This window comes from Paenibacillus sp. J22R67 (assembly GCF_059692175.1).
Genome location: NZ_JCAUAX010000023.1, coordinates 19,935 through 43,410 on the forward strand (window position 1 = coordinate 19,935; position 23,476 = coordinate 43,410).

The following is a 23,476-nucleotide window of genomic DNA, read 5'->3' on the forward strand; positions in this document are numbered from 1 at the left end:
CTGTCAACCCACTTTTTTTAAGATTAACAGAAGGATCATCGACATCAACAAATACGCAATTGTAAATGGTGCATTCCAATTTGAAACTTTATAGGAGCTCTTCCCTATCAAATTAGACATCATCCCTGCGGTTGCGTTATAAGGGCCCATTAAGAATGCCGTGGCTGCTCCTGTAAGCATGGCAATCGCCATCAGCTGCACGGAAATACCAAGTGCCTGCGGATTTAACGACTCTGCTGCAAGAGCCAATCCAACTGCAGGATGCAGCCCGATAAAGGCAAGCGCTAACGGAATTAGCGGAATCATGAGCAAAAAGAGATCGGACCCAATGGTATGTTGAATAGCCATTATCCCCTCGTTGATGGCATGGTTGCTGCCTGTAGATTTAATGGCTGATATCATGAAACCGGCGCTTAAGAAGACGAAAAATTGATCCTTCATTTTCAGCACATGAGAGGACAGTAGGGTTCGGCTGCTAGTTATAAACGCCATGCCTTTCCCCAGCATTAAGGACCATACGAAAGCAAAGGGAATAACGATTAGTGATACTAACAGTAAAAAGCCCATATGTGTAAACCGTTCTAATACAAAGACTAGAACATTAAGTACGACAATCGCGATAAGGATTTGCCACGGATGACTCCCTTTGACCTCATTAGATCCATTCGGCTGATGAACGACAGCACTTTCCCTAGCAGCAGAAATTTCCTCAAGCGCAGTCAAACTGATCTTTTTAAGCCGGCGGTTAGCGACCCATGTGCCCATCAACCAATCCAAAGCTAGACCCAATAAGCTGAACGGTATGACGATAGGTAAAATAGCGCTCCAGCTTACACCTGTCATTTCCACAATAATCCCCACAATCGGAGCTACCGGTGTCCACAGAATTGGCATGCTGTAGCCATGTGTGATCGCCCGGCTAATAAATCTATCTTTTTGCTGAATCGGATAATATTGCAGGGAAGGCTGAATGCTGTGGTACATCATCGGCAGTGTAGCCAGGTTCATAAAGGAGCTCAAAATATAAGACAATAAGGAAGTAATACAATACAGCATACCGGAGTGCTGCACTTTGCTATATAGAATCGCCTGTACTCTCACCGCGTAGTGCCCGAGCTCGATCGGCAGGGCAATCATCGGAATCAATACAAACAAGCTTAATACGTTCAACATGCTGCCGAAACCAAGAATGTAATCCGTCCATGAGGCTCCGCTCATCGCTAGAAGAATGGCACCTGTGCTTAAGAAGACTGTGCCTAACAGCTGGACAAATGGCTTGATCGAGCGGAATGCAACGACAATAATGACAAGACTAAGCCCGGACTGGAGCCAAGTAAGCCACTCGCTTGGATAAATTTCTGAGACCAGATAGGCGGCGATCGCTGCAATAAACAGTACTTGCTTCATAAGTTTATATCATGTCTCTAACGGCTTGAGTCAACCGCTCAAGGGCCGTCTCAACAATCTCCTCTCCGATGTCCCGGCTGGCCTTGGTAGCATCTCCAATACAGCCGTTGCGTGTCATTTCTTCATAGTAATAGAAACCTTGAATAGGACTGCCTGGGCGAAGCTTTTTCCATCGTCCTTCTTGAATGTCGCCTTTCTCCAGCTTGTCCTCACGAACCAGGTGAGGTGCCAAATACATCGCTTCGGACACTTCGCGATCGCAGCTGTGACCGTACAGTTTAGACGTAATACGCCTGTCCATCACATCTTTGGCTGAAGCCGTCGTTTTGGCATAAAACAGGGACACCCCTAGTTCCGCTGTCAACGTATCCGCTGCAACGCCTAATGTCGCTTGATTCCCGCCATGCGAGTTGATGACCAGGAACTTCTCGATTCCTTGGCTTTTCAACGATTTAATCATATCGCGCAAAATGGCAATAACAGTCGTCGGTTCTAAGGAAATTGTACCTGGAAAATGAAGATGGTGCGGCGAGACCCCCATATTAATCGTTGGCGTTAATAGTGCCTCTGGATATAACCTGGCCGTAAGCCTTTTCCCCATTTCTTCAGCAAGCACAGCATCGCAGCTTTCTACCATATGCGGGCCATGCTGTTCATGCGCACCTAATGGAATAATGGCAATTTTGACCGTTTTGAGTGCTACTTCTACCTCTGGCCATGTCATTTGTGTTAAAATATAGGCATTCGACATCGGGTTCACTCTCCTTTTTCAAACTTGTGTATATTGTATACCGAGATTATATTAGGATATAGTACTATTTATGATTTTCTTTCATTTCAAGATGTCTACTCATATAGAGCAGCTACTCGGCGTATATTACTTACGGAAGAGAGGTGATTTTTACCCCATGATGCGCCATATTCATTACCTTGATAAGAAATCTGTTGCCTACTTGTCTGAAGCTTTAACGAATCATTATTTATCGAAACCGGAATTCACTGAAATTGTCATTATTTGCGTCGGCACCAATCGTTACACGTGGGATTCTCTAGGCCCGATGGTTGGGAGTCGATTGTCCGAGCGGTTCGAAGGCAACCGGAATGTTCATCTTTATGGAACGCTGGAAAAACCCGTGCACGCACTCAATTTACAGAAGACGATTGCCCACATTACCAAAACACACAGTCAAGCATATACCATTGCCGTCGACGCTGCTCTTGGCCAGTTCTATAAGATCGGAACACTCCAGATAGTGGAGGAACCGCTTCAGCCCGGTGTCAGCTTAAATAAAGAGCTTCCCCCTATCGGACATATTCATATCAAAGGGATTATCAACAACCACAGTCTGCTCAACCACAAAGTTATGGAGCATACAAGTCTTACTTTTATTGATGAAATGTCCGCGGTGATCTCCCGTCTCTTGGTGAAATCATGTCAAGACATCATTCCACAGCTGTTGCCTGTGCCTCAATTAGGGAATGAAGCGCCTAACCATCTATCGTCTGCGACGTAGATGGCTTGGCGCTTTTTTTAGGCTACCATATTATCACAGCTAAAATCGTTGAAACGCTTAAGCCAATAATGACGGGCAGGAAGTTTTTCCGTGCCAACTCAATAGCTGAGACACCGGCGAATCCGGCGACCGCCACGAGAGATGACCACGCAATGAGCGTTCCTCCGCCTGACCATACGGATCCCATTTGGCCAATAGCTGCCAACGTGGAAGGATCCATACCTACTGCTGGCGCCAAAGCACCGGATAAGGAGCCTGTTAGTGGAAGTCCTGAGAACCCGGATCCTTCTAAGCCTGCGATAATCCCCATAATCAACAAGCCAAACGAGGTCAGGATGCCGCTTGATGGGATCAAATGCTGCACAGACATAACCAAATCGAAAAGAATGGCTGGAGCTTTATCTCCTTCACCTAAAGAAAGAATACTTTTTGAGAAATCTGCATTGCCGAGGAAGAAGAATCCTGCGATCGGAATAACCGGCCCCATGGCCTTGAAAGCGAAAACGAAGCCTTCTGTCAGATGATCGCTGATCTTATCCAAGGCTTGTACTTTGGAGAACAAGGTACAAGACAGAATGAGTAGGATAACCGCCACACCGCCGATAAACGCGGCGCCGTCTCCCCCTTCAAATCCGCTCATACCTTCATGCCCTAACTTGCTCGCTATCATAACCGCCATAACAGCAAGCATTGAAAGCGGAACAAGCACGGCGAACACTTTGGACCATCGAATAACGGCCGGACTAAGTGTCTCCACAGCTGCGGCTGCTTCAGGAAACTCAGATGCTGTCTGTACAGCACGGATAGCTTGTACCTGATTTGAGGTTTCGGCAGGTGTACTTTCCGGCTTGCGAATCGCCTTTCTGTTCATCAGATAAGCTCCGGTAAGCGCTACGCCCCCTGTGATCAGAGATAGGATCATCGCCTTATCAGCTACAGCAGCCGTACCAATACCTGCACCCTTTGCGCTAAGCATCGGCGCCACTTGCATGACATAGTCAGAGGACAATGCCATGCCTTGTCCAGCAATCGCGATCGCCATACCGGCTCCCATTGCTGGTAAACCTGCGCGAATCGCAGCCGGAATCAGAAGCGCTCCGATTAACGGAACGGCTGGTGTCGGCCAGAAGAAAAGTGAAATAACATAAGTAACAACTGCTAGAACAATATAGGCGATGTGACCATTGACCATTAGCTTCTGAATAGGTTTGATCATGCGCTTGTCTGCGCCGATATCCCTCAGGGAAGCTAGCAAAGCAACCATAAACGTAATAATCAAGAAAATCGTAAATAATTCCTTGGCCGCAGTCAGATTAGCATTGTAGACTGCTTTGAACCCGCTGATCACATCCCCCTTATAAATCCATCCGATTAAGAAGGTACCAATTAAGGTGGGAATGACGACTCCTCGTTTAAACAACATGACGACGATAACGCTTAATGTCACTAAAGCATACACAACATGTGATGAAGTAATCATCCGCATCCCCCATTTTCATCATTTTTTGACCTTCGAAGAAAATTATACCTCATTTTCTTCCATGTGAATAGTTATTTGGTGCATTGTATACAAAAAAATACTAAAACAGGTCTAAAAATAATGAACATTGCGGATGTTATGTAATAAAACATGACGCATGTTGTTTCCGGTGCTCCTGCGTAACCTACAATTTGCAATTTTGAGTCCTAAAAATTTAATTAACTACATGAAGAATCTCATCTTAGGCTGTTATCACCTCAATTTTTAAGTTTTACAGGCAACATTAAATTGTGTAAGCGATTTCAGTGTAATTTTAACAGATTTTTTCGGGGAGGGAAAGAATAAAAATGTATTTGGTATACAATTCCAATTAATAATAGAGTTCGCCTGGTTAGTTAGTAACTTTATCTATAGAAGGTTACGTATAACTCATCAACTGTAAATAACTTCACTACTTTCACTGACGTAAAAACTTCTATAAAATAGAAACTATCATCACGACGTACAAGTCTTCAATAATTAGTACTTACTAATATCAAGAGGAATGTGGGAGGATGAATCATGAAGTATTCGTATTTAGGGAAATCCGGCTTAAAGGTCAGTCAATTATGTCTAGGAACAATGAACTTTGGACCGGAAACTGAGGAAAAAGAAGCTTTTAAAATTATGGATGCCGCACTAGATGCGGGAATCAATTTTTTCGATACAGCTAATGTGTATGGAGGCGTAGAAAGAAGAGGCTGGACGGAAGAAATTATTGGCCGTTGGTTCAAACAAGGCGGAGGCCGCAGAGAGAAAGTCATTCTTGCGACAAAAGCCTTCGGCGATATGAACGATCCCCACGATGGGCCTAATTCAGAGCGCGGATTATCTGCTTACAAAATCAGACGTCATCTGGATGCTTCCCTCAAAAGACTGCAGACCGACCACATTGAGCTTTACCAAATGCATCATATCGACCGCAACGTGTCGTGGGATGAGCTGTGGGGTGTATTCGAATCCGCGGTTAACCAAGGCACTGTCGACTATATAGGCTCTAGCAACTTTGCAGGTTGGCACATTGCCTGTGCCCAGGCTGAAGCCAAAGCCCGCCACTTCCTAGGCTTAGTCTCTGAGCAGCATCTCTACAATTTGCTTGCCAGATTGCCTGAGCTGGAAGTCCTCCCCGCTGCTGAGAAGCTCGGTCTTGGCGTCATTCCGTGGAGTCCACTTTCCGGAGGCTTGCTCGGTCGTAATGCCTTGGCAGGCACAGGTGCCCGCAGTACGCGTTCGTCCGAACGGGTTGAGAAACATCGGAGCCAATTGGAGCAATTCTCAGCACTCTGCAAAGAAATCGATGAAAAAGAAGACGTTGTTGCCTTGGCTTGGGTACTATCGCATTCGGCAGTTACTTCGCCGATTATTGGACCAAGAACAATCGAGCAGCTTCAGGATTCCTTACGCGTACCTGAGGTTACACTTAGCGAAGAGACTTTGAAAAAGTTGGATGAAATCTTCCCTGGCCCTGGCAAAGCGGCTCCGGAAGCTTACGCTTGGTAATATCACTAGTAACGGCTGCTGTCTCATAAGTTAGAAAAAGAAGCTCTCCCTTGGTCATTTTAATTGATGACTTTTGGGGGAGCTTCTTTTTCTACGGAGTAATGGTTCGCACAACTCCGCCGCGCTCTATTGACTGGCTGAGCCTGTGCGCTCAAGATCCAGATAACCGCGTAGATTTACTACAACCGTTCACGCGGCAAGAACTTACCACGTGTTACTTAACGGGAAAAGCTCCCGTTAATCTGCAGAGGCCGTCCCATAGGCTCAAATAGGAGGCTCACCCTCCGTCATTGATGATTTTGGGGTACTTCCTTATTAATCCCTCTTGACATGAAACCAAAAGGTTTCGTATAATCTGACATGTAACCATTTGGTTTCATATCTCTCATGAGCGAATGTACTTTTGGACAACCTACAAGAAAGCAATGCATGCATGGAAAGGAAGGCGCAGTCGATGCAAGAAGAACTATTAAAAAAGCTGCGCTATAGGCAAGGACGAGCTCTCGTATTACATGCGCCCGAAGGCTATAAGCTAGGTATCGAAGAGCCTGAGGAACCGAATGGCACCTACGATTTCGTTCAGCTTTTTGTTAATGATGCATCCGAGGTTGAAGAATGGACGCCTAAAGCGATCTCTCATCTTAAAGACGATGCTCTGTTCTGGATCACCTATCCGAAGCAAAGCTCGAAGGTCAAGACGAACATTAACCGTGATAGCCTATTTACCTTGGTTTCAGGCATCACCGAGTACCGTGCGGTTAGCAATGTGGCCGTGGACGATAAATGGTCCGCACTCCGCTTCCGTCATCTCGATAAAGTGAAGAGCAAATCCTAACAACACACCATTCATTGGAGGAATTTCAAAATGAGCAGTCAAGCAAACACACTACCAGACATCGTACAAACAGTCGTTTTTAACGCGCCGATTCAAAAAGTATGGGACGCCGTTGCGACTTCCGAAGGCATCGCGGCTTGGTTCATGCCGAATAATTTCAAGCCGGAAGCCGGTTATGAATTTCACTTGGAAGCCGGACCTTTCGGCAATTCTCCTTGCAAAGTGACGGACGTTACACCGCCTAACCGTCTCTCCTTTGCATGGGGCAGGGATTGGTCACTTACATTTGAATTGAAAGATGTAGATGGCAAAACAGAATTCACCCTCATTCACTCTGGTTGGGATGTGGACAAGGTCACGGAATTTGGCCAACCTCATTCCGTTGTTCGCGAGACGATGGCGAACGGCTGGGCAGGTATTGCGAAGAGACTTACTGCTTACGTCGAGGCTTAAGATGTCAGCCTCCTCGCAGAAACATGATGTATTTCAAGCGATAGCCGATCCGACGCGCCGTCAGGTGCTGAAGCTGCTTCGTGAGCAGGAGCTCCCTGTGACCGTGATTTCCGGTCATTTTCCGATGAGCCGCACCGCGGTGTCCAAGCATCTACGCATCCTAGCTGATGCTGGCCTGGTGAAAGAGCGAAAAGTCGGCCGCGAAACCCGCTACAGGTTAGAGGCGGAACCTCTGATGGAGCTCAAGCGCTGGCTTTCCTACTATGAGCGTTATTGGGAAAACAAATTAAACGCACTCAAAAGGTTTGTGGAGTCTGACGACGAGGATAGCGACAACCCGTTTGCCACCCTGGAATTGGTCGATCCGACGAAGCACGATTAGGAGGAAGGAAAACCTGGCCACTATGGCCAGGTTTTCTTTTGGTCTAGGCGTGGTCAGCAAGCCTTGCATACTTTCTATGTTGTACGAAGTACAACATTCCGGCGGTAATTTGCCCTGATCATTGCGCTATATTGTACTAAATGCAACATTTTAGCTGAAATCCGCAGTTTCCGAGCCATTTGGGATGAAATGATTGTACTTTGTACAATGATAGTATGTGGTACAAGGAAAACTGTACAAAGCCATCGTTATTTTTACGGCTCACTGGGAAACAGAAGTCCTTACCATCTCATCCACCGACGATGTCTACGAAACCATCTATGATTTCGGCGGCTTCCCAAAGGAGCTATTCCAGATTAAGTACCCGGCCAAAGGCAGCAAAGCAATTGCTGGCCAGCTGGCCGAACGCTTCCAAGCCAAAGGAATCCAGGTGAACTTGGATGCCCAGCGCGGACTTGATCACGGCTCATGGGTGCCTCTGCTGCGCATGTTCCCTACACCCATCTGCCCGGTGATACAAGTGTCCGTGAACCCCTACCTGCCGCCAGCAGAGCAGTATCGTATTGGGGAAGCGCTACGCGGCCTCGATCAGGAGGATATCCTGATTATCGGCAGCGGCGCCACCGTGCACAATCTGCGTGCGCTCAACTGGGAAGCCACTGAGCCGGACGCTTGGGCGGTCGCTTTTGACGATTGGCTCGTGCAGAACATGGAAGCACAGAACCTGAACGCGTTGTTCAACTACGCTGCCGAAGCCCCGAATGCGCGCATGGCTGTGCCACGTCCAGAGCACTTCATTCCGCTCTATTAACAAGAGTAGACAAAAAGAGACCCACAGCAACGGGCTGCGGGTCTTAAGTATATATATATATTAAAAGGGGGTCGAATTTCATTATAGGTCGCGAACCTTAATCCCAGATGAAAACAAGATTGCATTTCGATTACAAATGATGGTTATTTTGTTTACAAGCTGTTATTTTTCTTTTACCGGAATGTAGATGTCGATCTGAATCTGATCATGCTTGTCGGAATGACAGCGCTCATCATACCACTCAAACTCCACACCACCTGCATGCTCCAAGCCCGAATGTGGGAACCATTCCTCAAAGATAGACTTCCACGTGCTCTGAATCGATGCCACGAATTGATCTGGCGCGACTTTGGGCGTGGTAAATACAGCATATCTGGCCTCAGGGAACTCCCGGCACACCAAGTCAGCAGGCACACCCTCGAAGCTTGTAGCTTCCATCCCGATCAGATACGTTAACTCCCCAGTCTCCATATTAAAATCCGTACAAAGTCCAAGCTCAACCGGTGAATCCGTGTAAACGCGATTACCTATGCGGCTCCCCTTATTTTCTTGCAGATACGTGTTCCAAAAAACAGGAATGTCACGGTGATTCTGCCCATCCTTACAGGTTGTCTTCAGTTCGTACCCAATTAGCTTAAAAGCCGGCTTCGTTCTCAATTGATAGTCCATGCGTATGCCTCCTAGATAGGGATTTGGATTGATTTTCCTTTGCAGCACATTCGCTTTGGCATATAACGGTGTCACTATACCTTGCTTCCGATACGCGAGCGGGGTTCGCTCAAACACCTTTTTAAATGCTCGAGTGAAATTCTCATGGGACTTAAACCCATGGTCGAGGGCAATATCGATCAGCCTTTGATCCGTATGCGCGATTCGGTAGGCGGCTCTCGCCAATCTTCTTTTCCGAACATACTCCATCACCGCTTCTCCCACCATGCTCTGAAAAACCCTATGAAAATGGAATTCAGAGAAACAGGCTACACGAGCAAGCCCCTCCACGGATAAAGGCTCCGCAAGGTGGTCTTCAATATAATCCAATGTCGCCTGAATTTGCGTATCGTAATCGGTGCCCATCGCTTAATGCCCCCTCCAGCTGCTATCCACAGTGTACGTGATTGAACGCCTCGCTTCTTGATCTTTCTTGCTAAAAGGGGCTCCGAAGACGAATCCGGTCATTGAATGCGGCGATCCTATACAGAGATCAACAACTGCGACTATTTCCAGCTGCTTCTTGAGACGACGGAATAGGTCGTGTACTGGTTGTTTCCCTTGATTTCCAAACAATTGAGTTGAAAGCCGTATGGGCAGCCGCCATCAATCCCGATTTTGTCGCGGTCAAACCACACATCCGCTTTGCCATGAATATCTTTGGCTGGCGTGTGGCCGAAAACGACCTTCTTTTTCACAACTGTAGGCTGCTGAACAAAGGGGGCACGAATCCATAAGAAGTCTCGTTCCGGCTGCGTTTTCCAGTCAACGAATGCGGGATTCAGCCCGGCATGCACGTAAATATGCCCCTCATCCTCGTAATAAAGCGGAAGGTTGTTTAGAAAGGTTATGTGATCCAGGCATTTGCCTAGAATTCGCTCCTTGGATTGCTTAATATCCAGATTGTCCTGACCGCAGAAGCTTTGGAACGTTTGGATACCGCCATGTTCGAAAAACTTCATCTCCGTCAATGGATCCACTTCGCTTAGCACTTCTACGAACCTCTGATCATGATTGCCTTTGAGCGCAATCGCTCCCGCTTCACGCACTAAATGCATGACATACTCTACCGTTCCCCGACTGTCTGGACCGCGGTCCACATAGTCTCCGAGCAGGACAAGATGGTCTTCCTCAGCATTGAAATTGACTTTAACTAGCAATTGCTTGAATTCCTCCAAACAACCATGTATATCGCTTACGACTAACGTTCTTTTCATCTACTGTACCCCCTGATGTCATGCTTCATTCCCTATGAATCTTTCTAGTATTCTATTTTATCATAGTGATTCCCTGTCTGAGGCGGTGAAGATATCAAAAAGAGAACATGGGTAACCGCCCGAGCTCTACGTTTCATTGGATGAAATCTAACGAAACTACCCTTTTGGGGCGTATTTTTCGCTATTCGTTGGATGAAATCCAATAGCATACGCTAAAATCGGGTTATTTGGCGCCGAATTCATCCGTCTCATTGGAATTCGTCCAATGAAATGGACAAGCCTGCTCTCCAAATGGCCTTTCTATTGGATTTCATCCAATGAAAGAGGCAGTTGCAGGCTCCGTAGTCCTGGCGGTTGGCTCAAAGACCATCAAGATGCTACGAACAGCCTTTCTATATTGCACTTTGTACAACCTGACAGCTGTGATTGGGTATCAACCCATTCTATGTTGTACTTTGTGCAACGTTTTGAGCTGAAATAGGCTGATTCAGGCCATTTGGGTTAAAATCATTGCACTTTGTACAGGATAGCGCGCAATTGCATGACTAAAGCCGCATTCTCATTGTACAAAGTACAACGACGACTAGCGGCAGCGGCAATTAAGGCGCCGCGGAAACAACAGCCATGCAACGCATGCCTGATCGGTAAAAAAGACGCCCTCGCGGGCGCCACTTTAATTCATAAATTGCAGTTTCTGCAGCAATCTTTTCAGCATAACCGCCGCTTCCCCGCGAGTCGCAGAAGCGCCTGGAGCAAACGTCGTATCCGTTACGCCGTTCACAATGCCTGCGCTAACCGCCTCGGCAACAGCTCCCCTCGCCCATTCATGGATGGCAGAGCTGTCGCTAAACTGAGCTAGCCCAGCTAGCTCCATAGCCTCAGGCTGCTGCCCGGCAAACTTCATGGCACGTGCGATCATGACAGCCATCTGCTCCCTCGTGATTCGCTCATCAGGTCCGAATGAGTCATCTTCATAGCCCTCAATCAAGCCAGCCTTGGCTGATGCGCCAACCGCCCCTGCGAACCAGCTGTTCGCCGGTACATCCGAGAAGGCGCTCGCATCCGCTTCATTCAATCCGAGCGCGCGAACGAGCAGTGCTGCAAATTCAGCGCGCGTAATGGACGCATTCGGCGCGAAGGTATGAGCAGCCACGCCTTTTACCACGAATTTGGAAGCCAGCAGATCCACATCGGCTTTGGCCCAATGATCAGCCAAATCCTCAAAGAACTGATCAGAGGAGACGACAGCGTACAAGCTGTTCCCCGTGCGTTTCATAGTAACTTCGGTTTGACCATTAACGACGTTAAAGATCGCCGGAACGAAGGTCCATTCCCCAGTCACTGGATTCAGCCAAACGGCCGACACTTGATTTGCATCAACTACTGACGACAAGGTCAGCACGCGGGTGACATAGGTGGCGCCAAAATCAGTGACAGCCAGCTTCTTACCGTTGCCCTCAGCAACGATGTTGAACTCTACAGGTGCGGCTAGCGGCGTGACGCTCGCTTCTTGCATTTTGGCTGTTACTAGATCAGCAGCGGCGCCAGTTACCTGCTCAATGGAAATGTTGATTTTTACATTCGCAACATCAGTCCCTAAGCTCGCAGCTAAACCTGCTGCATCTAACGCCTTGAGAGGCAGATTGTAGGTCAAGCCGCCTGCTCTAATCGAGAACTCTGCGTTCGGCCAAGCCGCCGCTCCTGTGCTTATCGCGTTTGCCGGCACTTCCACAGCGGCAACTTGATCCACACCTTTTACCTCAACGATAATGGTTTTCTCATTAGATTTCTTGAGAAGGTCGATCGCCTTATTTAACTGATCAGCTACAATTGAGATTGTAGTCACTTTTTTCCCATCTACCGTAACCACAGTAGGCACTCCTATTATTTCTACGCCACCCGTTACCCCTTTCACCGTGTTGCCAGAAACTGTGTTGCCAGGAAGTGAACCTCCCCCTGAATCCGACCGAGATGGTTGGCTAGGACTAACCAGCTTCAGGAAGTTGCCCCAGATGATATTGCCTTCTGCATCCCTTTGGTACGGAATCACAGGAACCAAACTCGCAAAGTTGGCATCCGTCAGCTGCGCACCGGATTTGTTCATACTTTTGGAGCCATTAAACAGATAGTTGGTGTCAGAGTTCAAGGCTGCCGGATAATTATCTTTGGCGGTGTAAGCCTTTTGATAGGAAATAAAGCCATCGATGTGAAAATCAGTCTGAATGCCCGTATACGTTGTAAAATTCAGATTGCCTTTGGTATTGTCAAAAGCAATATTCCCGCTTTCCGCCCGTACCCCCGGATTACTGTTGCTCGCAAAACCGTAGGCGCCATTGCCAAATGCCATGCTACTACGGATGATATGCGGCACGTGGATGCCTTCCCCGCCGAGTTTAAAACCATTTTTATCTCCTGCACCTATCGTCCCATTCGTTAACGTGCCATTGTTGTAAGCAATGCTATTCTCAATCACTACTGCACCGATTGCCCCTGTCCCTGATTTCGTGTACAAATCCCAACCATCATCAATGTTGTTATGGGAAATATCGCCTCGGAAGACGTTGCCCACACCCGCTGTCAATTTCGCAGCAAAACCGTCGGCATTGTTATTCGAAGGGTCCACGTTATCAAAGGATTCACAATTCAGAATGAGGTTGTAGGATGGCCAAAGTGCTTTATCCGCCTCAGACTCGTCGGTACGACTAATTTGCAAACCTGTATCGCCATTCTCATAAAAACGGCTTAGCTCCACAATGTTATGGTTTCCGCCTACCGTGAAGCCCTTCGTGTTGCCCGCAGACCTTGTGAAATCAATGCCCTTCACATGCCAGTAATTGGCGCTAAGCACGACACCTTCCGTCTTTTTATCAAAATCAATAATCGGTTTCGCACCTGGCGCCGCTATCAAATACTTCGGGGCATCGGCCTTGCCGTCATTGCCCTTCTTGATCTCCAGCTTGGCGCTACGTACATATCTGCCGCCTTGCATGATGATTGCCTGGCCTGCTTTCACGTAATCAACCGCCGTATCGAGATCTAACGGGTTGTTGATCGTGCCGTCTCCGCCTGCAGTCCCCGCTGGTGATACATAAATGTCGCCGTTATCCGCATAGGTTCTCATATCGACGGTGAAGTTTCTCGCGATTTTATCGTAGCTCGTCAAATACTGTGTATCATCAGGCACGAACGCTGCGCTGAAGTTGGTGTACGTGTTCTCCGTTACCGTCGTGTTGAGCACAAGCGGTTGCCCTGCCTGGACTTGAGCATTTTGCGCGAGGAAGCTTGATCCTTGCTTAATCGTCACTACACCACTGACATTGGATTTTAGCCCAAAAGAATACGCTGTCGTTGAAGTTCTCGTCAGCCCCGTCAAGTTCATCTCCGGCTCCACGGCTACTCGGGCAGGTTCCTTTCTTGGCGCATCCGTTTGCGCATCCGTCACCTTCAGATCGATACCGCTAACTTCGATCGTTGCAAGACGCGCTGCATAGAAGCCAACATACATCTTGTCGCCATCCTGAACAGTCATGATATCCGGTGCGAAAATCTCTTCGGCGTCATCTGTATTCAACCGCCCCGTGAATCCGCTATTCGTTTTCGTTAGCGTTAACTTATAATTGACCGCTGGATATGTATTAGTAAGCGCTGGTTTAACCGCACTTAGCATCTTATTCTGGATGCCTTGGCTGCCAGTGCCGCCCGGTGCTGTTACGCCTGTTCTGACGAATAACTGCGTCCCGTTCTGCTTCGTCGTGCCGCCGCTATATCCGCCTACGGCAGCTATATTGGAAGCAAATACGGCGGAGTCTCCAGCCGCTCCGATCGCATCTCGCGCCATGATGCCAAAGGACTCTTGGCCGTCATGCGGATCTTTGGCATATGCAATAACTTTGATATCTGCGGATAGTTCAAAGTTATCTTTGACCGCATCTAGCTCTGTGTAGTAAAAGCTAATCCCGTCGTGGTCGCCCGTCACTTTACCGCCGCCCTCTAAGGCGACAAGTGTAGCGACTTTCCCAGGCTCAACGACCGTCACCGTATTGTTCGTATTTGAGGTGGATTGGCCAAAGCGGATTGTTTTCCACTCATGCTCTCTAGGCTCAACCACGGATACATGCAGGACCGTAGATGGGATTGCTGCATTTTTAGGCGTAATCGTAATAGGGTACAGGCCCGCTTGGGTGCTGTTGAAAGCTGAGGTATCCAGCGTATAATCGCCGGCATTAAGCAGTTCCTTGTCTCCGTTATCATAAACCGCCTTCACCTGTATACCAGCTGGATCAAAAGACTCGCCAATCGCATAAGTTGTTTTCGGATATTCGGTTACTTGGCTTCCTACCATCGCTTTTTGTTTTACCGTAATAGGGAAACTGACCGTTGTACCGGGTACATTTTTATAAGTAACTATAATCTCTTTCGTCCCTGCCGTTGTCATATCCGGATCAGTAAGCGTGTAGTCGGTCTTCAGTAGTCTAACAGATGAGCTATCGCTATAGTTCGCCTCTACAACCAAACCGGCAGGATCGAAATTTTTGCCAACGAAAAATACTGTCTTCTGCGGCAGTTGCTTAATGACCAAGTTTGTCAATTGGGCGTTAATCACCTGAACATCGAACGTTGTATAAGTGTTTGATGTCACTGTGGACCTGACCGTAACGGTATGGGTTCCCGGTGTCTTGAGTGTATAGGTGGCATTCGATACAGTAGCGGCCGCTGGCGGAAGGGAGAGTGTGTATTGCGAATTAGCCATTTCTGACCAAACGTCGCCTCCGTTGAATTGCCCCAGTACCGTCAGGCCTTGCGAATCGAAAAATTCCTCTGGGTAGTAATCGGTTTTGGCAGGCTTGTAGCGGATGTCCATCGCGGTGACGACTAAATCCTTCATAGTTAAGGGAATGGTCGCTGTCTGACCGTTAAAATGGATTGTAATGGGATTCGATCCTACCATACTATTATCAAACCCTGTTACAAGATAATCACCTAATGAAAGATCCTCTTCATGGTGATCAGGGTACACAGCTGTGACCTTTAAACCCGAAAGATCGAGGTTGTCTTTGATAAAATAGTCCTTTTTCATAGAAGTCGTATTCAGTTTCAATTGACTTGGAACTCGCTCATCCACTTTAATGTCAAAATTGCTGAAGTTAATCTCTGCATCCCTTGCTACATATAGCCCAGCGTAGATCTGATCATTGCCAGCAAAAAGATTATTCAACGTCAGTATTTGTGTTACGCCATTAACGGTTAACTCGAAGGCGTCACCTGATTTTTTGATTTTAAAATGATATACCTCTTTAGCCGCAGGAGCCCTAACACCGTTAAACAGTGATTTCTTGTTCATATTAGCAGCATCAAGCGTAGTTCCGATAACCCCTTGTTTATAAATAGCTTGCACAACATTTGGCGTATTATCTTTATCGCCCATACCTCCAATTGCTACATAGTTCGAGGATTGCTTGGTTGTACCTTGTGCAAAACTGCCGCGAAGCATCAGTCCGAACGACTTCTGATTCGGTGTGGATGGCGGATTTTTACTATTAAAATTTACCACTGTAGCTGTTGCACTAATCTCGAGGTTGGCATCTTTCCCTAATTTTTTAAAATAAAAAGACATCCCTTCTTCTGTGCTAGCTATTTTGCCATCTTTCGCAAACATAGTAACAGAACCATCTGTATTTATGGTCGGTATTGGCGTATTTGTACTGCTGGTGCCTCCGCCGAAGGCACTAAATTCCCATGGAATAGGATCCGCAGCAAGCGCCACCGGAAGCATCGAAAACATCAAAACCACAGACATCAAAGCTGAAATTAAACGCCTCTTGTTCAAGTCACATTTCCCCTTTTATCTAATCGTCAAAATGTATGCGTTTACATGCGGAAAGAAAAAAACAGACGAGTAACAGGTGATGCTCTGTTTTTACGTCTGCTTCTCTTAGATGCCTTATACGGTCTGCTTAACGAGAGACTCTACCTCAACACAAGCCATGACAAAAGCCCCTACGCCATGCAGGTCATTCTCACTGGTTGGACGAGTTACGTAGTTTTCGTAATCCCCAGCTGACGTTCCGATGCAGATTAGAGGCAAAATTACCCGCTCCTGCTCATCGAATTTCAGCGTGCGGATCAAGCCTTCATACCCCTTCACCGCTGCCGCCGCACATTCCCCGCCGACAACCCCGTGCTTAACCGCCTTGGCAATCGTGTAGACGAATAGGCTTGTACAGGAGGATTCCAACCAGTTGTCCGGCTGGCCGCCTTTATCAACGACTTGATACCACAGTCCGCTCTCTGCATCCTGGTAACGAATCAAGGCATGAACGAACTCACGCAGGGAGTCGACCAAATCCTCACGCCTCGGATCATCCGCAGGAAGCTCATCCAGAAACTGCGCAACGGCCAGTCCGTACCAGCCAAGCGAACGCCCCCAGAATTCCGGTGAACATCCGGTTTCGGCGTTTGCCCAAGGCATTTTGCGGCTTTCGTCCCAAGCATGGTAGAGCAGCCCTGTTGCGTCGTCTTTCATGTGTTTGCGCATCAGTCCTTCTTGATGCAGCACGGTATCGCGCAAGGTGAGCTCGCCGTAAGCATTCGCATATTTCAGCGAGAAAACACCCGCCATATACAAACCGTCGAGCCACATATTATAGGCATATTTGTCTTTATGCCAGTACCCGCCTTCTGACGTTAGATTGATCGTGTTTAGCAGGTTTCTCAGTTTGTCGGCAGCGATCCGATATTTACTGCGTCCAGTCTTCTCCTCCAAACGGAACAACAAAAGCCCAGCCTGCACCGCATCCAGCTCATCGCGAGCAAAGATCAGATTGCCATTATCGTCAATCAAGCCATCCACATAAGCCTGAATGTAAGCATCGTAGCGATCGTCCTTTTCAGCTTCCCAAAGCATTTCCATCCCGCATAAAAACACACCTTGATGATAGTGCCAACGCCCTGCAGGCGGCAGCTCCATCGGTGTATATTGGCTCATAATGGAATCGCAGGCAGCTCGCGCCCATTCCATCGGTGATTTTGCATAACGATCAGTCATAGTAAGTGCCCCTCTCTATTCCTATATAAATTTATGGATTGCCAGCCAATTGATGGCAGATAGAGCGAATCAGTAGCGCTTGCGTCCCCGCATTCATGTCGCCTTCGACCTTGCCACCACCAATGTGGACGGCCTTCGGCATGCCCGGGTAGTACTCGCCCCGCTTGACCTGAGCGACGTTAGGAGCTGTCGGAGAATGGGCAAGCTCACGGGAGAAACCACCGTCAGCGCGCAGCAGCTTCCGCATATTCGCGAGTGTAATCTGAATGATTTCGCGCAGCTCCTCTTCTGGGATCGGCAGCTTCATATACGAGAGCAAGTGAATCGGATTGCGGATATAACACATATCCGCCGCTTCCTCCTGCCTTAGTGCCGTTAAGATGCTCTGGTAAATACGATTTTCGCGTGGCAGTGGAACTCCGAACTGATCATAAAAAATGTGCAGCTTGAACGTCCCCGATATCCGCACATAGTAGGAGCCTTCGCCCCATAGCCCGGACTGCGGATCCTGCCTCTCTGCAAAGAAGTCAAAAGCTGCCTTCGCATAGACAGCCTTGCGCTCCTGCGGCTCTACCTGCCGCACATACACGCTGGAGGTAGACAGCCGGTCGCAGCCGCGCCAGCTGTTCACGAGCGGCACCGACCGCAGCCACGCCAGATAGCTTTGCGGCGAATCCATATAATCCGGTGCTTGCTTCGCCTCATAAGGCAGCGGGTACAGAGGCTGCCCGCCGAGCTTCCTTAGCGCGTTACGGCTGTAAGAGATGGCTCGCGCCACCATCACTTCATCTTCGCGCATAAGCGGATTCGCATCGTAGAAATAACCCGATACTGCGTCCTGCCTCCTCTGAAAGAAGCGTGTAAGTCCCCGCTTCATCTCCTCCGGCAGGCTGCTTAGTAAGCCGAAGCGCTCAATAATATTGAGCGCTTGCGCCGTTGATTCAATGTCTGGTCCACCACCACGACCGAGCAGCTGCTTAGAACTATTTGCGTAATAGAAACCGCCGCTTTCCGCGTCGTACTGCCCCCACAGCCAGTCATGAAACCCAGCAAACAAACCGTCCATGTCCGCAAGCAGCCCGCGGATTTCTTCGATATGATCAGGCATCTGCATGTTGGCGTCCTTTCTTTTACCCTTTGATAGAACCGATCATCGCGCCTTTAGCAAAGTGCTTTTGCAAGAACGGATAAACAACCAGGATTGGCAATGTCGCTACAACGATAACCGCCATCTTGATCGACTGAGCCGGAGGAGGCGTCACGCTGTCGAGATCCACGCTGTGATCCATTCCGCTTGCGAGAACGACAATTTGTCTCAGTAGTACTTGAATCGGCCACATAGCGCTCTCGTTCAGATAAAGAATCGCGCTCAGGTAGGTATTCCAGTACGTCACGGCATAGAAGAGGGAAATCGTTGCAATCGCCGGCATCGACAAAGGCAAGACAATACGGAACAAAATGCCGAAGTCGCTGCAACCATCGATTTTCGCTGACTCTTCCAGCCCTTCCGGGATGTTTTGGAAAAAGTTTTTCAAGATAATCAAGTTAAACGCTGAAACTGCCGACGGCAAAATTAAGGCCATATACGAGTCGATCATCCCTAACTCTTTTACAACCAGGAACGTTGGCACTAAACCGCCGTGGAACAACATCGTGAAGACAACCATGAACATGATCACTTTGCGGCCATCCACATCTCTGCGGGACAAGCCATACGCCATAAGGGCTGTGATGAACATGGAGATTATCGTTCCGAGCAATGTCGTCCAAATGGAAACACCCATCGCTTTAAAAATCGTATTCGTCGAAAAAATAAACCGGTACGCCTCAATACTCCAGTCCGTCGGAATAATGACGAACTTCTTCGCCGCCATCTCCGCGCTGGTCGTAAAGGATCCCGCCACGACATGCACAAAAGGAATTACTGTAATCAAGCCAATAATCGTTAATATCAAATAGTTAATGATGCTAAACATTCGCCCAGCTAATGTTCGATCTTCTACCATGGTGCAGCCCTCCTGCCTTTCTTAGTACACGCCTTCTTCGCCCATTTTCTTCGCAATGCGGTTGACAATCATGACCAGAACAAGTCCGATGAACGATTTGAACAATCCGATCGCTGCGCTGTAGCTGAATTGGCCTTGTTTTAAACCAGCTGTATATACATAAGTATCAATGATCTCCGCAACATTTCGGTTCATAGAGTTAAGCAGCAAGTACACATGTTCAAAACCGAGTTCGAGAACCGCACCAATTTTCAAAATTAGCAAAACAATAATAACACTGCGCAAAGCTGGAAGCGTTATATGCCACATTTGGCGCAAACGTCCTGCACCGTCCATACGTGCTGCCTCGTATAATCCTGGATCAATAGAGGCAATTGCCGCCAGATAAATGATCGTCCCCCAGCCGGCTTCCCGCCAGATGACTTGAAGAATGTACATCGGTCTAAACCATTCCGGAGCCAACAGGAAATTGATTTTCTCAAAGCCAACATATTCAATAATGTCATTAATAATCCCGCCATCCATCGTCAACATAACGAAAGAGATCGAAACAATGATGACCCAAGACATAAAGTGAGGCAAATAGACGATCGTTTGGAACGTTTTCTTGAAAAACTCCCCTCTCACCTCATTCAGCATCAAAGCCATAATAATCGGGATCGGGAAGTAAAACAGGATGTTCATCACAAATAAAATTAACGTATTACTCAAAATATTTAAGAAATCAGGCTCTGTAAACAACCGTTGAAAATGCTCAAAACCTACCCATTCGCTCCCGCTAACCCCTTTGAACGGCTTATAGTTCTGGAACGAAATGATCAAGCCGTACATTGGTATATATTTAAACACGAGAAAATACAAAATGCCCGGCAGCAGCATGATATAAATCCATTTGTTCCTCCATAGCCGCCTACCTAGTTCACTGCTCTGTTTCCTTTGCACCACACTTTGCACAGCATGTACGTCCTGCATTATTCTCTTCCTTTCCCGATGTTTCATAAAAACGAGAAGACTGCTCCTGATGACCAGCAGCCTCCCCGCTTAGAAACCAGTATGATTTCCTTCATTCCTGTCCACGGCTTATTTTTTGTATAGTGCGTTATATTCTTCGATGATTTTGTTGCCTCCGCGGTTTTTCCAGTCCTCGATGGCTTTATCGAATCCGGCTTTATCAATGCTGCCGTAGATGTATTTGTTCGTCGCGTCCTTGATAACATCTTGGAGTTGAACGCCTTTTTCCAAGTTTGTTTTGGAGTCAAGCGCTGCTACTGGGTCTTGCACAGCGAACTTCAGATTCGCGATTTTCAGCTCATCCGCTTTGCCTTGTGCAGGAATAGATGGAATACCGAGCAGTCTTCCTGACGTATCTTCATCGCCGATTGCTGCGTCAGTGAACGGCTTTACTTCGCGTGTCCATTTCTCTTCATCCAGCTTTTTCGCTTTGCCGTCAACTACACTGTAGTTGGCATCTTTGATACCCCAGTTTGCCAAGTTCGCTACTTCAGGTGTCATCATTTTGTCGAAGAAGGCCAATACTTTTCTTAGCTCCGCTTCGTTTTTGATCGCGGATTTAGGGAATAGCACAACGTTCGCGTAGCCTGGAAGCGCCCATGCTGCGAATTTGCCGTCAGGTCCAGCTACCATGCTGTGTACGTCAACAACAGCTGTTGGCACGTTTTTGACCAGATCCTTGTTCAGGGTCGAAACGTCCGTCATAGCTCCGATGTACATACCTGCTGTGCCATTCGTGAACAGCTTTTGTTGATCGGTTTTACTTGTTGCTGCGAAGTCTTTATTGATCAGGCCTTCATCGCGCAGCTTCTTGAAGTAATCCATCGACTTCACATATTCAGGGAACATGAACTCCGGCTGCAGCTTACCGTCTTTCACGCCCCAGTTGTTCGGAACACCCAACCACGTCGCTGCTGTTTTGAAGGCGCCATAGATGAGGTCATTACGGTCTGTAAGGCCGATGGTGTCTTTCTTGCCGTTGCCGTCAGGGTCTTTCTCTGTAAATGCCTTCGCCATCGCGTACAGCTCATCCATATTTGCCGGCGGCTTCAAGCCCAGCTTATCGGCCCAGTCTTTCCGGTAAATCAAGCCTTGGCGAGCGATATCTACGCCACGGTACAGCGTGTACAGCTTACCGTCTACTTTTGTATTGTCATTCGTTGTGGATTTCAGCTTGCTCAGGTTCGGGAAGTCTTTGAGCAGCGGGCCGATTTCCCAGAATTGACCGTCGCGAATTGCGGATTTCATTTGAATGAAAGTCGCTTGGTTTTTCAAGTACGTCACTTGCGGCAGTGCACCGGTTGCGAAGGTTGTGTTCAGCTTCTCCTCATACGTATCAGCTGGGAAGAATTGATAGGTCAGCTTTGTATTCGTTAATTTTTCGAGTTCTTTAATGATCGTATCTGGTGGCGTTTGCGCTGTGTTCAGTGGCGCCATAATCGTGATCGACGCTGGCGTTGTGTCAGCCGTTGCTTTGGGTGCTGTTGTACCGGCTGCTGCCGTCGTAGCTGCTGGAGTTGCCTTGCCTCCGTCTGAGCAAGCTGCAAGTGCAAAGCTGGATACGAGCAGAATGCCGAGCGGAATCGAGACTAAATTTCTCTTCATATTTGTTAGACCTCCGTGAATTGTTTGTTTGCTACAAGTTCCACGTTACAGGGTCTTACGCAGGTACCGAAATAATCATTTGCTCATTTCGACCTAGTTCATCTAGGATGTGAGATGATGATTATTGGCGAGGGAGATGATTATTGGCTGGTTATGGGGGCATCCCCCCACCCATATCACTCGCGAGCTCCCGCATTTAGCTGCCTCCAGATCCTCATCTCCAGAGCCTCCATATCCCCACCCCTTTGCATAGATGGATGTAGGTGCGGGAAGGGGTTGAGGTGAATGCGTAGGTGCGACGAGTGGATGTTGGGGGCGGGAGAGTGATGCCGTGGCGGTTGTGAGGTAGCTGGATGGAGAGAATCTGGTTGATACAACGGATCGAGCTGGATGTGATTGGGTACGTGGCGGCAATATGTGGGAGCTAGGGTAACTTGGGTTGAAGCGAATGCGTAGGTGGGACGAGTAGATGTTGAGGGCGGGAGAGTGATGCTAGGGCGGGAGAGTGATGCTAGGGCGGTTGTGAGGTAGCTGGATGGAGAGAATCTGGTTGGGCTGTGGGTATATAGGATGAAAGTGGATGTGTGTGCGGATGTGATTGAACGCCGGGGCTGGGGACAAACGAGATTTGCTATGGGAGAAGAGGCTACGTTTGTTGCGCAGAACAGATCATGCAAAAAGTGCAGCAAATTCGGCCGAAATCATTGATTTCGCTTCGAATCATGCAAAAAGTACAGCTAAATTGGCGATTTCTGGCTACTTCTGGTACAAGGCAATGAATGACATGTACTTTTTACATCTTCATCTCTAGAAACGGGCAAGACGAAATAATTTGCTGCACTTTTTACAGTTTGTTGGGCTGGATGAGATGCCTTTGAGCGTGAGTGGGGCTCTCACGCCAGTGTTAAGCTTGTTTGGCGACGCTAACTTCCACCGGAGGCACTTTTCCCACACTTTAACGGTGAGAAACAACGTTACAGCAGGGCTTTGAGCGTGAGCGGGGCTCTCACGCCGCTTTAAGCTTGTTTGGCGACGCTAACTTCTACCGGAGGCACTTTTCCCACACTTTAACGGTGAGAAACAACGTTACAGCAGGGCTTTGAGCGTGAGCGGGGCTCTCACGCCGCTTTAAGCTTGTTTGGCGACGCTAACTTTTACCGGTAGCTTATTCCCCATACTTTAGAGTCGAAAACAACGTTACAGCTAGTACCTTACGATTGTGAGACGACCTTTTCGGCTCGCTCGCGGGAGGTTTGGCGGGATTACGCCAACTTTCCAGCACGAGACTGCCTTTTCGGCTCGCTCTACCACAATCGCGGGGGCTTTGCGATTGTGAGACGGCCTTTTCGGCTCTCTCGCGGGAGGTTTGGCGGGATTACGCCAACTTTCCAGCACGAGACTGCCTTTTCGGCTCGCTCTACCACAATCGCGGAGCCTTGCGATTGTGAGACGGCCTTTTCGGC

At 48.1% G+C, this 23,476-nt stretch carries 17 protein-coding genes and 1 pseudogene; 7 read left to right on the forward strand and 11 right to left on the reverse strand.

The features are described 5' to 3' along the window. Positions 1-3 precede the first annotated feature (3 nt). Positions 4-1,407 carry a hypothetical protein gene (locus AC58VC_RS36940; protein WP_497376451.1) on the reverse strand — a complete coding sequence of 468 codons (1,404 nt, stop codon included), beginning with the start codon at positions 1,405-1,407 and terminating at the stop codon, positions 4-6. A gap of 4 nt (positions 1,408-1,411) precedes the next feature. Further along, on the reverse strand, positions 1,412-2,158 hold the full coding sequence (locus tag AC58VC_RS36945) for a creatininase family protein (protein WP_497376452.1): 747 nt from the start codon (positions 2,156-2,158) through the stop codon (positions 1,412-1,414). Positions 2,159-2,249: 91 nt separating this feature from the next. Between AC58VC_RS36945 and yyaC the strand changes: the two genes are divergently transcribed. Continuing rightward, positions 2,250-2,921 carry a spore protease YyaC gene (gene yyaC, locus AC58VC_RS36950; RefSeq protein WP_497376453.1) on the forward strand — a complete coding sequence of 224 codons (672 nt, stop codon included), beginning with the start codon at positions 2,250-2,252 and terminating at the stop codon, positions 2,919-2,921. A 22-nt stretch (positions 2,922-2,943) separates the two neighbouring features. Here yyaC and AC58VC_RS36955 read toward each other — a convergent pair whose 3' ends face one another. Beyond that, complete coding sequence (locus AC58VC_RS36955) at positions 2,944-4,407, reverse strand: hypothetical protein (RefSeq protein WP_497376454.1); 1,464 nt, start codon at positions 4,405-4,407, stop codon at positions 2,944-2,946. A gap of 555 nt (positions 4,408-4,962) precedes the next feature. On the opposite strand from AC58VC_RS36955, the gene AC58VC_RS36960 reads away from it, so the two are divergent. The 5 genes and pseudogenes from AC58VC_RS36960 to AC58VC_RS36980 form a co-directional block, all read left to right on the forward strand. Beyond that, the gene (locus tag AC58VC_RS36960) at positions 4,963-5,940 is read left to right on the forward strand and encodes an aldo/keto reductase (protein WP_497376455.1); all 978 of its coding nucleotides are present in this window, start codon (positions 4,963-4,965) and stop codon (positions 5,938-5,940) included. 454 nt (positions 5,941-6,394) lie between these two features. Continuing rightward, positions 6,395-6,775 carry a hypothetical protein gene (locus tag AC58VC_RS36965; RefSeq protein WP_497376456.1) on the forward strand — a complete coding sequence of 127 codons (381 nt, stop codon included), beginning with the start codon at positions 6,395-6,397 and terminating at the stop codon, positions 6,773-6,775. Between the two features lie 30 nt (positions 6,776-6,805). Beyond that, the gene (locus AC58VC_RS36970; RefSeq protein ID WP_497376457.1) at positions 6,806-7,228 is read left to right on the forward strand and encodes an SRPBCC family protein; all 423 of its coding nucleotides are present in this window, start codon (positions 6,806-6,808) and stop codon (positions 7,226-7,228) included. A gap of 1 nt (position 7,229) precedes the next feature. Further along, positions 7,230-7,610 carry an ArsR/SmtB family transcription factor gene (locus tag AC58VC_RS36975; RefSeq protein ID WP_497376467.1) on the forward strand — a complete coding sequence of 127 codons (381 nt, stop codon included), beginning with the start codon at positions 7,230-7,232 and terminating at the stop codon, positions 7,608-7,610. 238 nt (positions 7,611-7,848) lie between these two features. Beyond that, positions 7,849-8,418: pseudogene (locus tag AC58VC_RS36980) on the forward strand (DODA-type extradiol aromatic ring-opening family dioxygenase); the annotation flags it as partial. A 165-nt stretch (positions 8,419-8,583) separates the two neighbouring features. Here the strand turns inward: AC58VC_RS36980 and AC58VC_RS36985 are convergent. The 8 genes from AC58VC_RS36985 to AC58VC_RS37020 all read right to left on the reverse strand — a co-directional run bounded on the left by AC58VC_RS36985 (position 8,584) and on the right by AC58VC_RS37020 (position 22,013). After that, positions 8,584-9,495, reverse strand: coding sequence for a GyrI-like domain-containing protein (locus tag AC58VC_RS36985; protein WP_497376458.1), 912 nt, complete (start codon positions 9,493-9,495; stop codon positions 8,584-8,586). 140 nt (positions 9,496-9,635) lie between these two features. Beyond that, a complete protein-coding gene (locus AC58VC_RS36990) occupies positions 9,636-10,346 on the reverse strand; it encodes a metallophosphoesterase family protein (RefSeq protein ID WP_497376459.1) in 711 nt (236 codons plus the stop codon). Between the two features lie 673 nt (positions 10,347-11,019). Next, positions 11,020-16,173: a right-handed parallel beta-helix repeat-containing protein gene (locus tag AC58VC_RS36995; protein WP_497376460.1), complete on the reverse strand. Its 5,154-nt coding sequence runs from the start codon at positions 16,171-16,173 to the stop codon at positions 11,020-11,022. A 114-nt stretch (positions 16,174-16,287) separates the two neighbouring features. After that, positions 16,288-17,391, reverse strand: a complete 1,104-nt coding sequence (locus tag AC58VC_RS37000) for a glycoside hydrolase family 88/105 protein (protein ID WP_497376461.1) — start codon at positions 17,389-17,391, stop codon at positions 16,288-16,290. A 31-nt stretch (positions 17,392-17,422) separates the two neighbouring features. Then, positions 17,423-18,499, reverse strand: coding sequence for a hypothetical protein (locus AC58VC_RS37005; protein ID WP_497376462.1), 1,077 nt, complete (start codon positions 18,497-18,499; stop codon positions 17,423-17,425). Between the two features lie 22 nt (positions 18,500-18,521). Continuing rightward, on the reverse strand, positions 18,522-19,397 hold the full coding sequence (locus AC58VC_RS37010; RefSeq protein ID WP_497376463.1) for a carbohydrate ABC transporter permease: 876 nt from the start codon (positions 19,395-19,397) through the stop codon (positions 18,522-18,524). Positions 19,398-19,418: 21 nt separating this feature from the next. After that, positions 19,419-20,369: an ABC transporter permease gene (locus tag AC58VC_RS37015; protein ID WP_497376464.1), complete on the reverse strand. Its 951-nt coding sequence runs from the start codon at positions 20,367-20,369 to the stop codon at positions 19,419-19,421. 108 nt (positions 20,370-20,477) lie between these two features. Beyond that, on the reverse strand, positions 20,478-22,013 hold the full coding sequence (locus AC58VC_RS37020) for an extracellular solute-binding protein (RefSeq protein ID WP_497376465.1): 1,536 nt from the start codon (positions 22,011-22,013) through the stop codon (positions 20,478-20,480). Between the two features lie 655 nt (positions 22,014-22,668). Between AC58VC_RS37020 and AC58VC_RS37025 the strand changes: the two genes are divergently transcribed. Beyond that, positions 22,669-22,824 carry a hypothetical protein gene (locus tag AC58VC_RS37025; protein ID WP_497376466.1) on the forward strand — a complete coding sequence of 52 codons (156 nt, stop codon included), beginning with the start codon at positions 22,669-22,671 and terminating at the stop codon, positions 22,822-22,824. Positions 22,825-23,476: the final 652 nt, after the last annotated feature.

Coding starts and splice junctions, on each gene's coding strand:
- AC58VC_RS37010 (WP_497376463.1), bottom strand. CDS start 19,397: ATGGTAGAAGATCGAACATTAGCTGGGCGAATGTTTAGCATCATTAAC.
- AC58VC_RS37015 (WP_497376464.1), bottom strand. CDS start 20,369: ATGCAGGACGTACATGCTGTGCAAAGTGTGGTGCAAAGGAAACAGAGC.
- AC58VC_RS37020 (WP_497376465.1), bottom strand. CDS start 22,013: ATGAAGAGAAATTTAGTCTCGATTCCGCTCGGCATTCTGCTCGTATCC.
- AC58VC_RS37000 (WP_497376461.1), bottom strand. CDS start 17,391: ATGACTGATCGTTATGCAAAATCACCGATGGAATGGGCGCGAGCTGCC.
- AC58VC_RS36940 (WP_497376451.1), bottom strand. CDS start 1,407: ATGAAGCAAGTACTGTTTATTGCAGCGATCGCCGCCTATCTGGTCTCA.
- AC58VC_RS36945 (WP_497376452.1), bottom strand. CDS start 2,158: ATGTCGAATGCCTATATTTTAACACAAATGACATGGCCAGAGGTAGAA.
- AC58VC_RS36990 (WP_497376459.1), bottom strand. CDS start 10,346: ATGAAAAGAACGTTAGTCGTAAGCGATATACATGGTTGTTTGGAGGAA.
- AC58VC_RS36985 (WP_497376458.1), bottom strand. CDS start 9,495: ATGGGCACCGATTACGATACGCAAATTCAGGCGACATTGGATTATATT.
- AC58VC_RS36965 (WP_497376456.1), top strand. CDS start 6,395: ATGCAAGAAGAACTATTAAAAAAGCTGCGCTATAGGCAAGGACGAGCT.
- AC58VC_RS37005 (WP_497376462.1), bottom strand. CDS start 18,499: ATGCCTGATCATATCGAAGAAATCCGCGGGCTGCTTGCGGACATGGAC.
- yyaC (WP_497376453.1), top strand. CDS start 2,250: ATGTCTACTCATATAGAGCAGCTACTCGGCGTATATTACTTACGGAAG.
- AC58VC_RS36975 (WP_497376467.1), top strand. CDS start 7,230: ATGTCAGCCTCCTCGCAGAAACATGATGTATTTCAAGCGATAGCCGAT.
- AC58VC_RS36970 (WP_497376457.1), top strand. CDS start 6,806: ATGAGCAGTCAAGCAAACACACTACCAGACATCGTACAAACAGTCGTT.
- AC58VC_RS36955 (WP_497376454.1), bottom strand. CDS start 4,407: ATGCGGATGATTACTTCATCACATGTTGTGTATGCTTTAGTGACATTA.
- AC58VC_RS36960 (WP_497376455.1), top strand. CDS start 4,963: ATGAAGTATTCGTATTTAGGGAAATCCGGCTTAAAGGTCAGTCAATTA.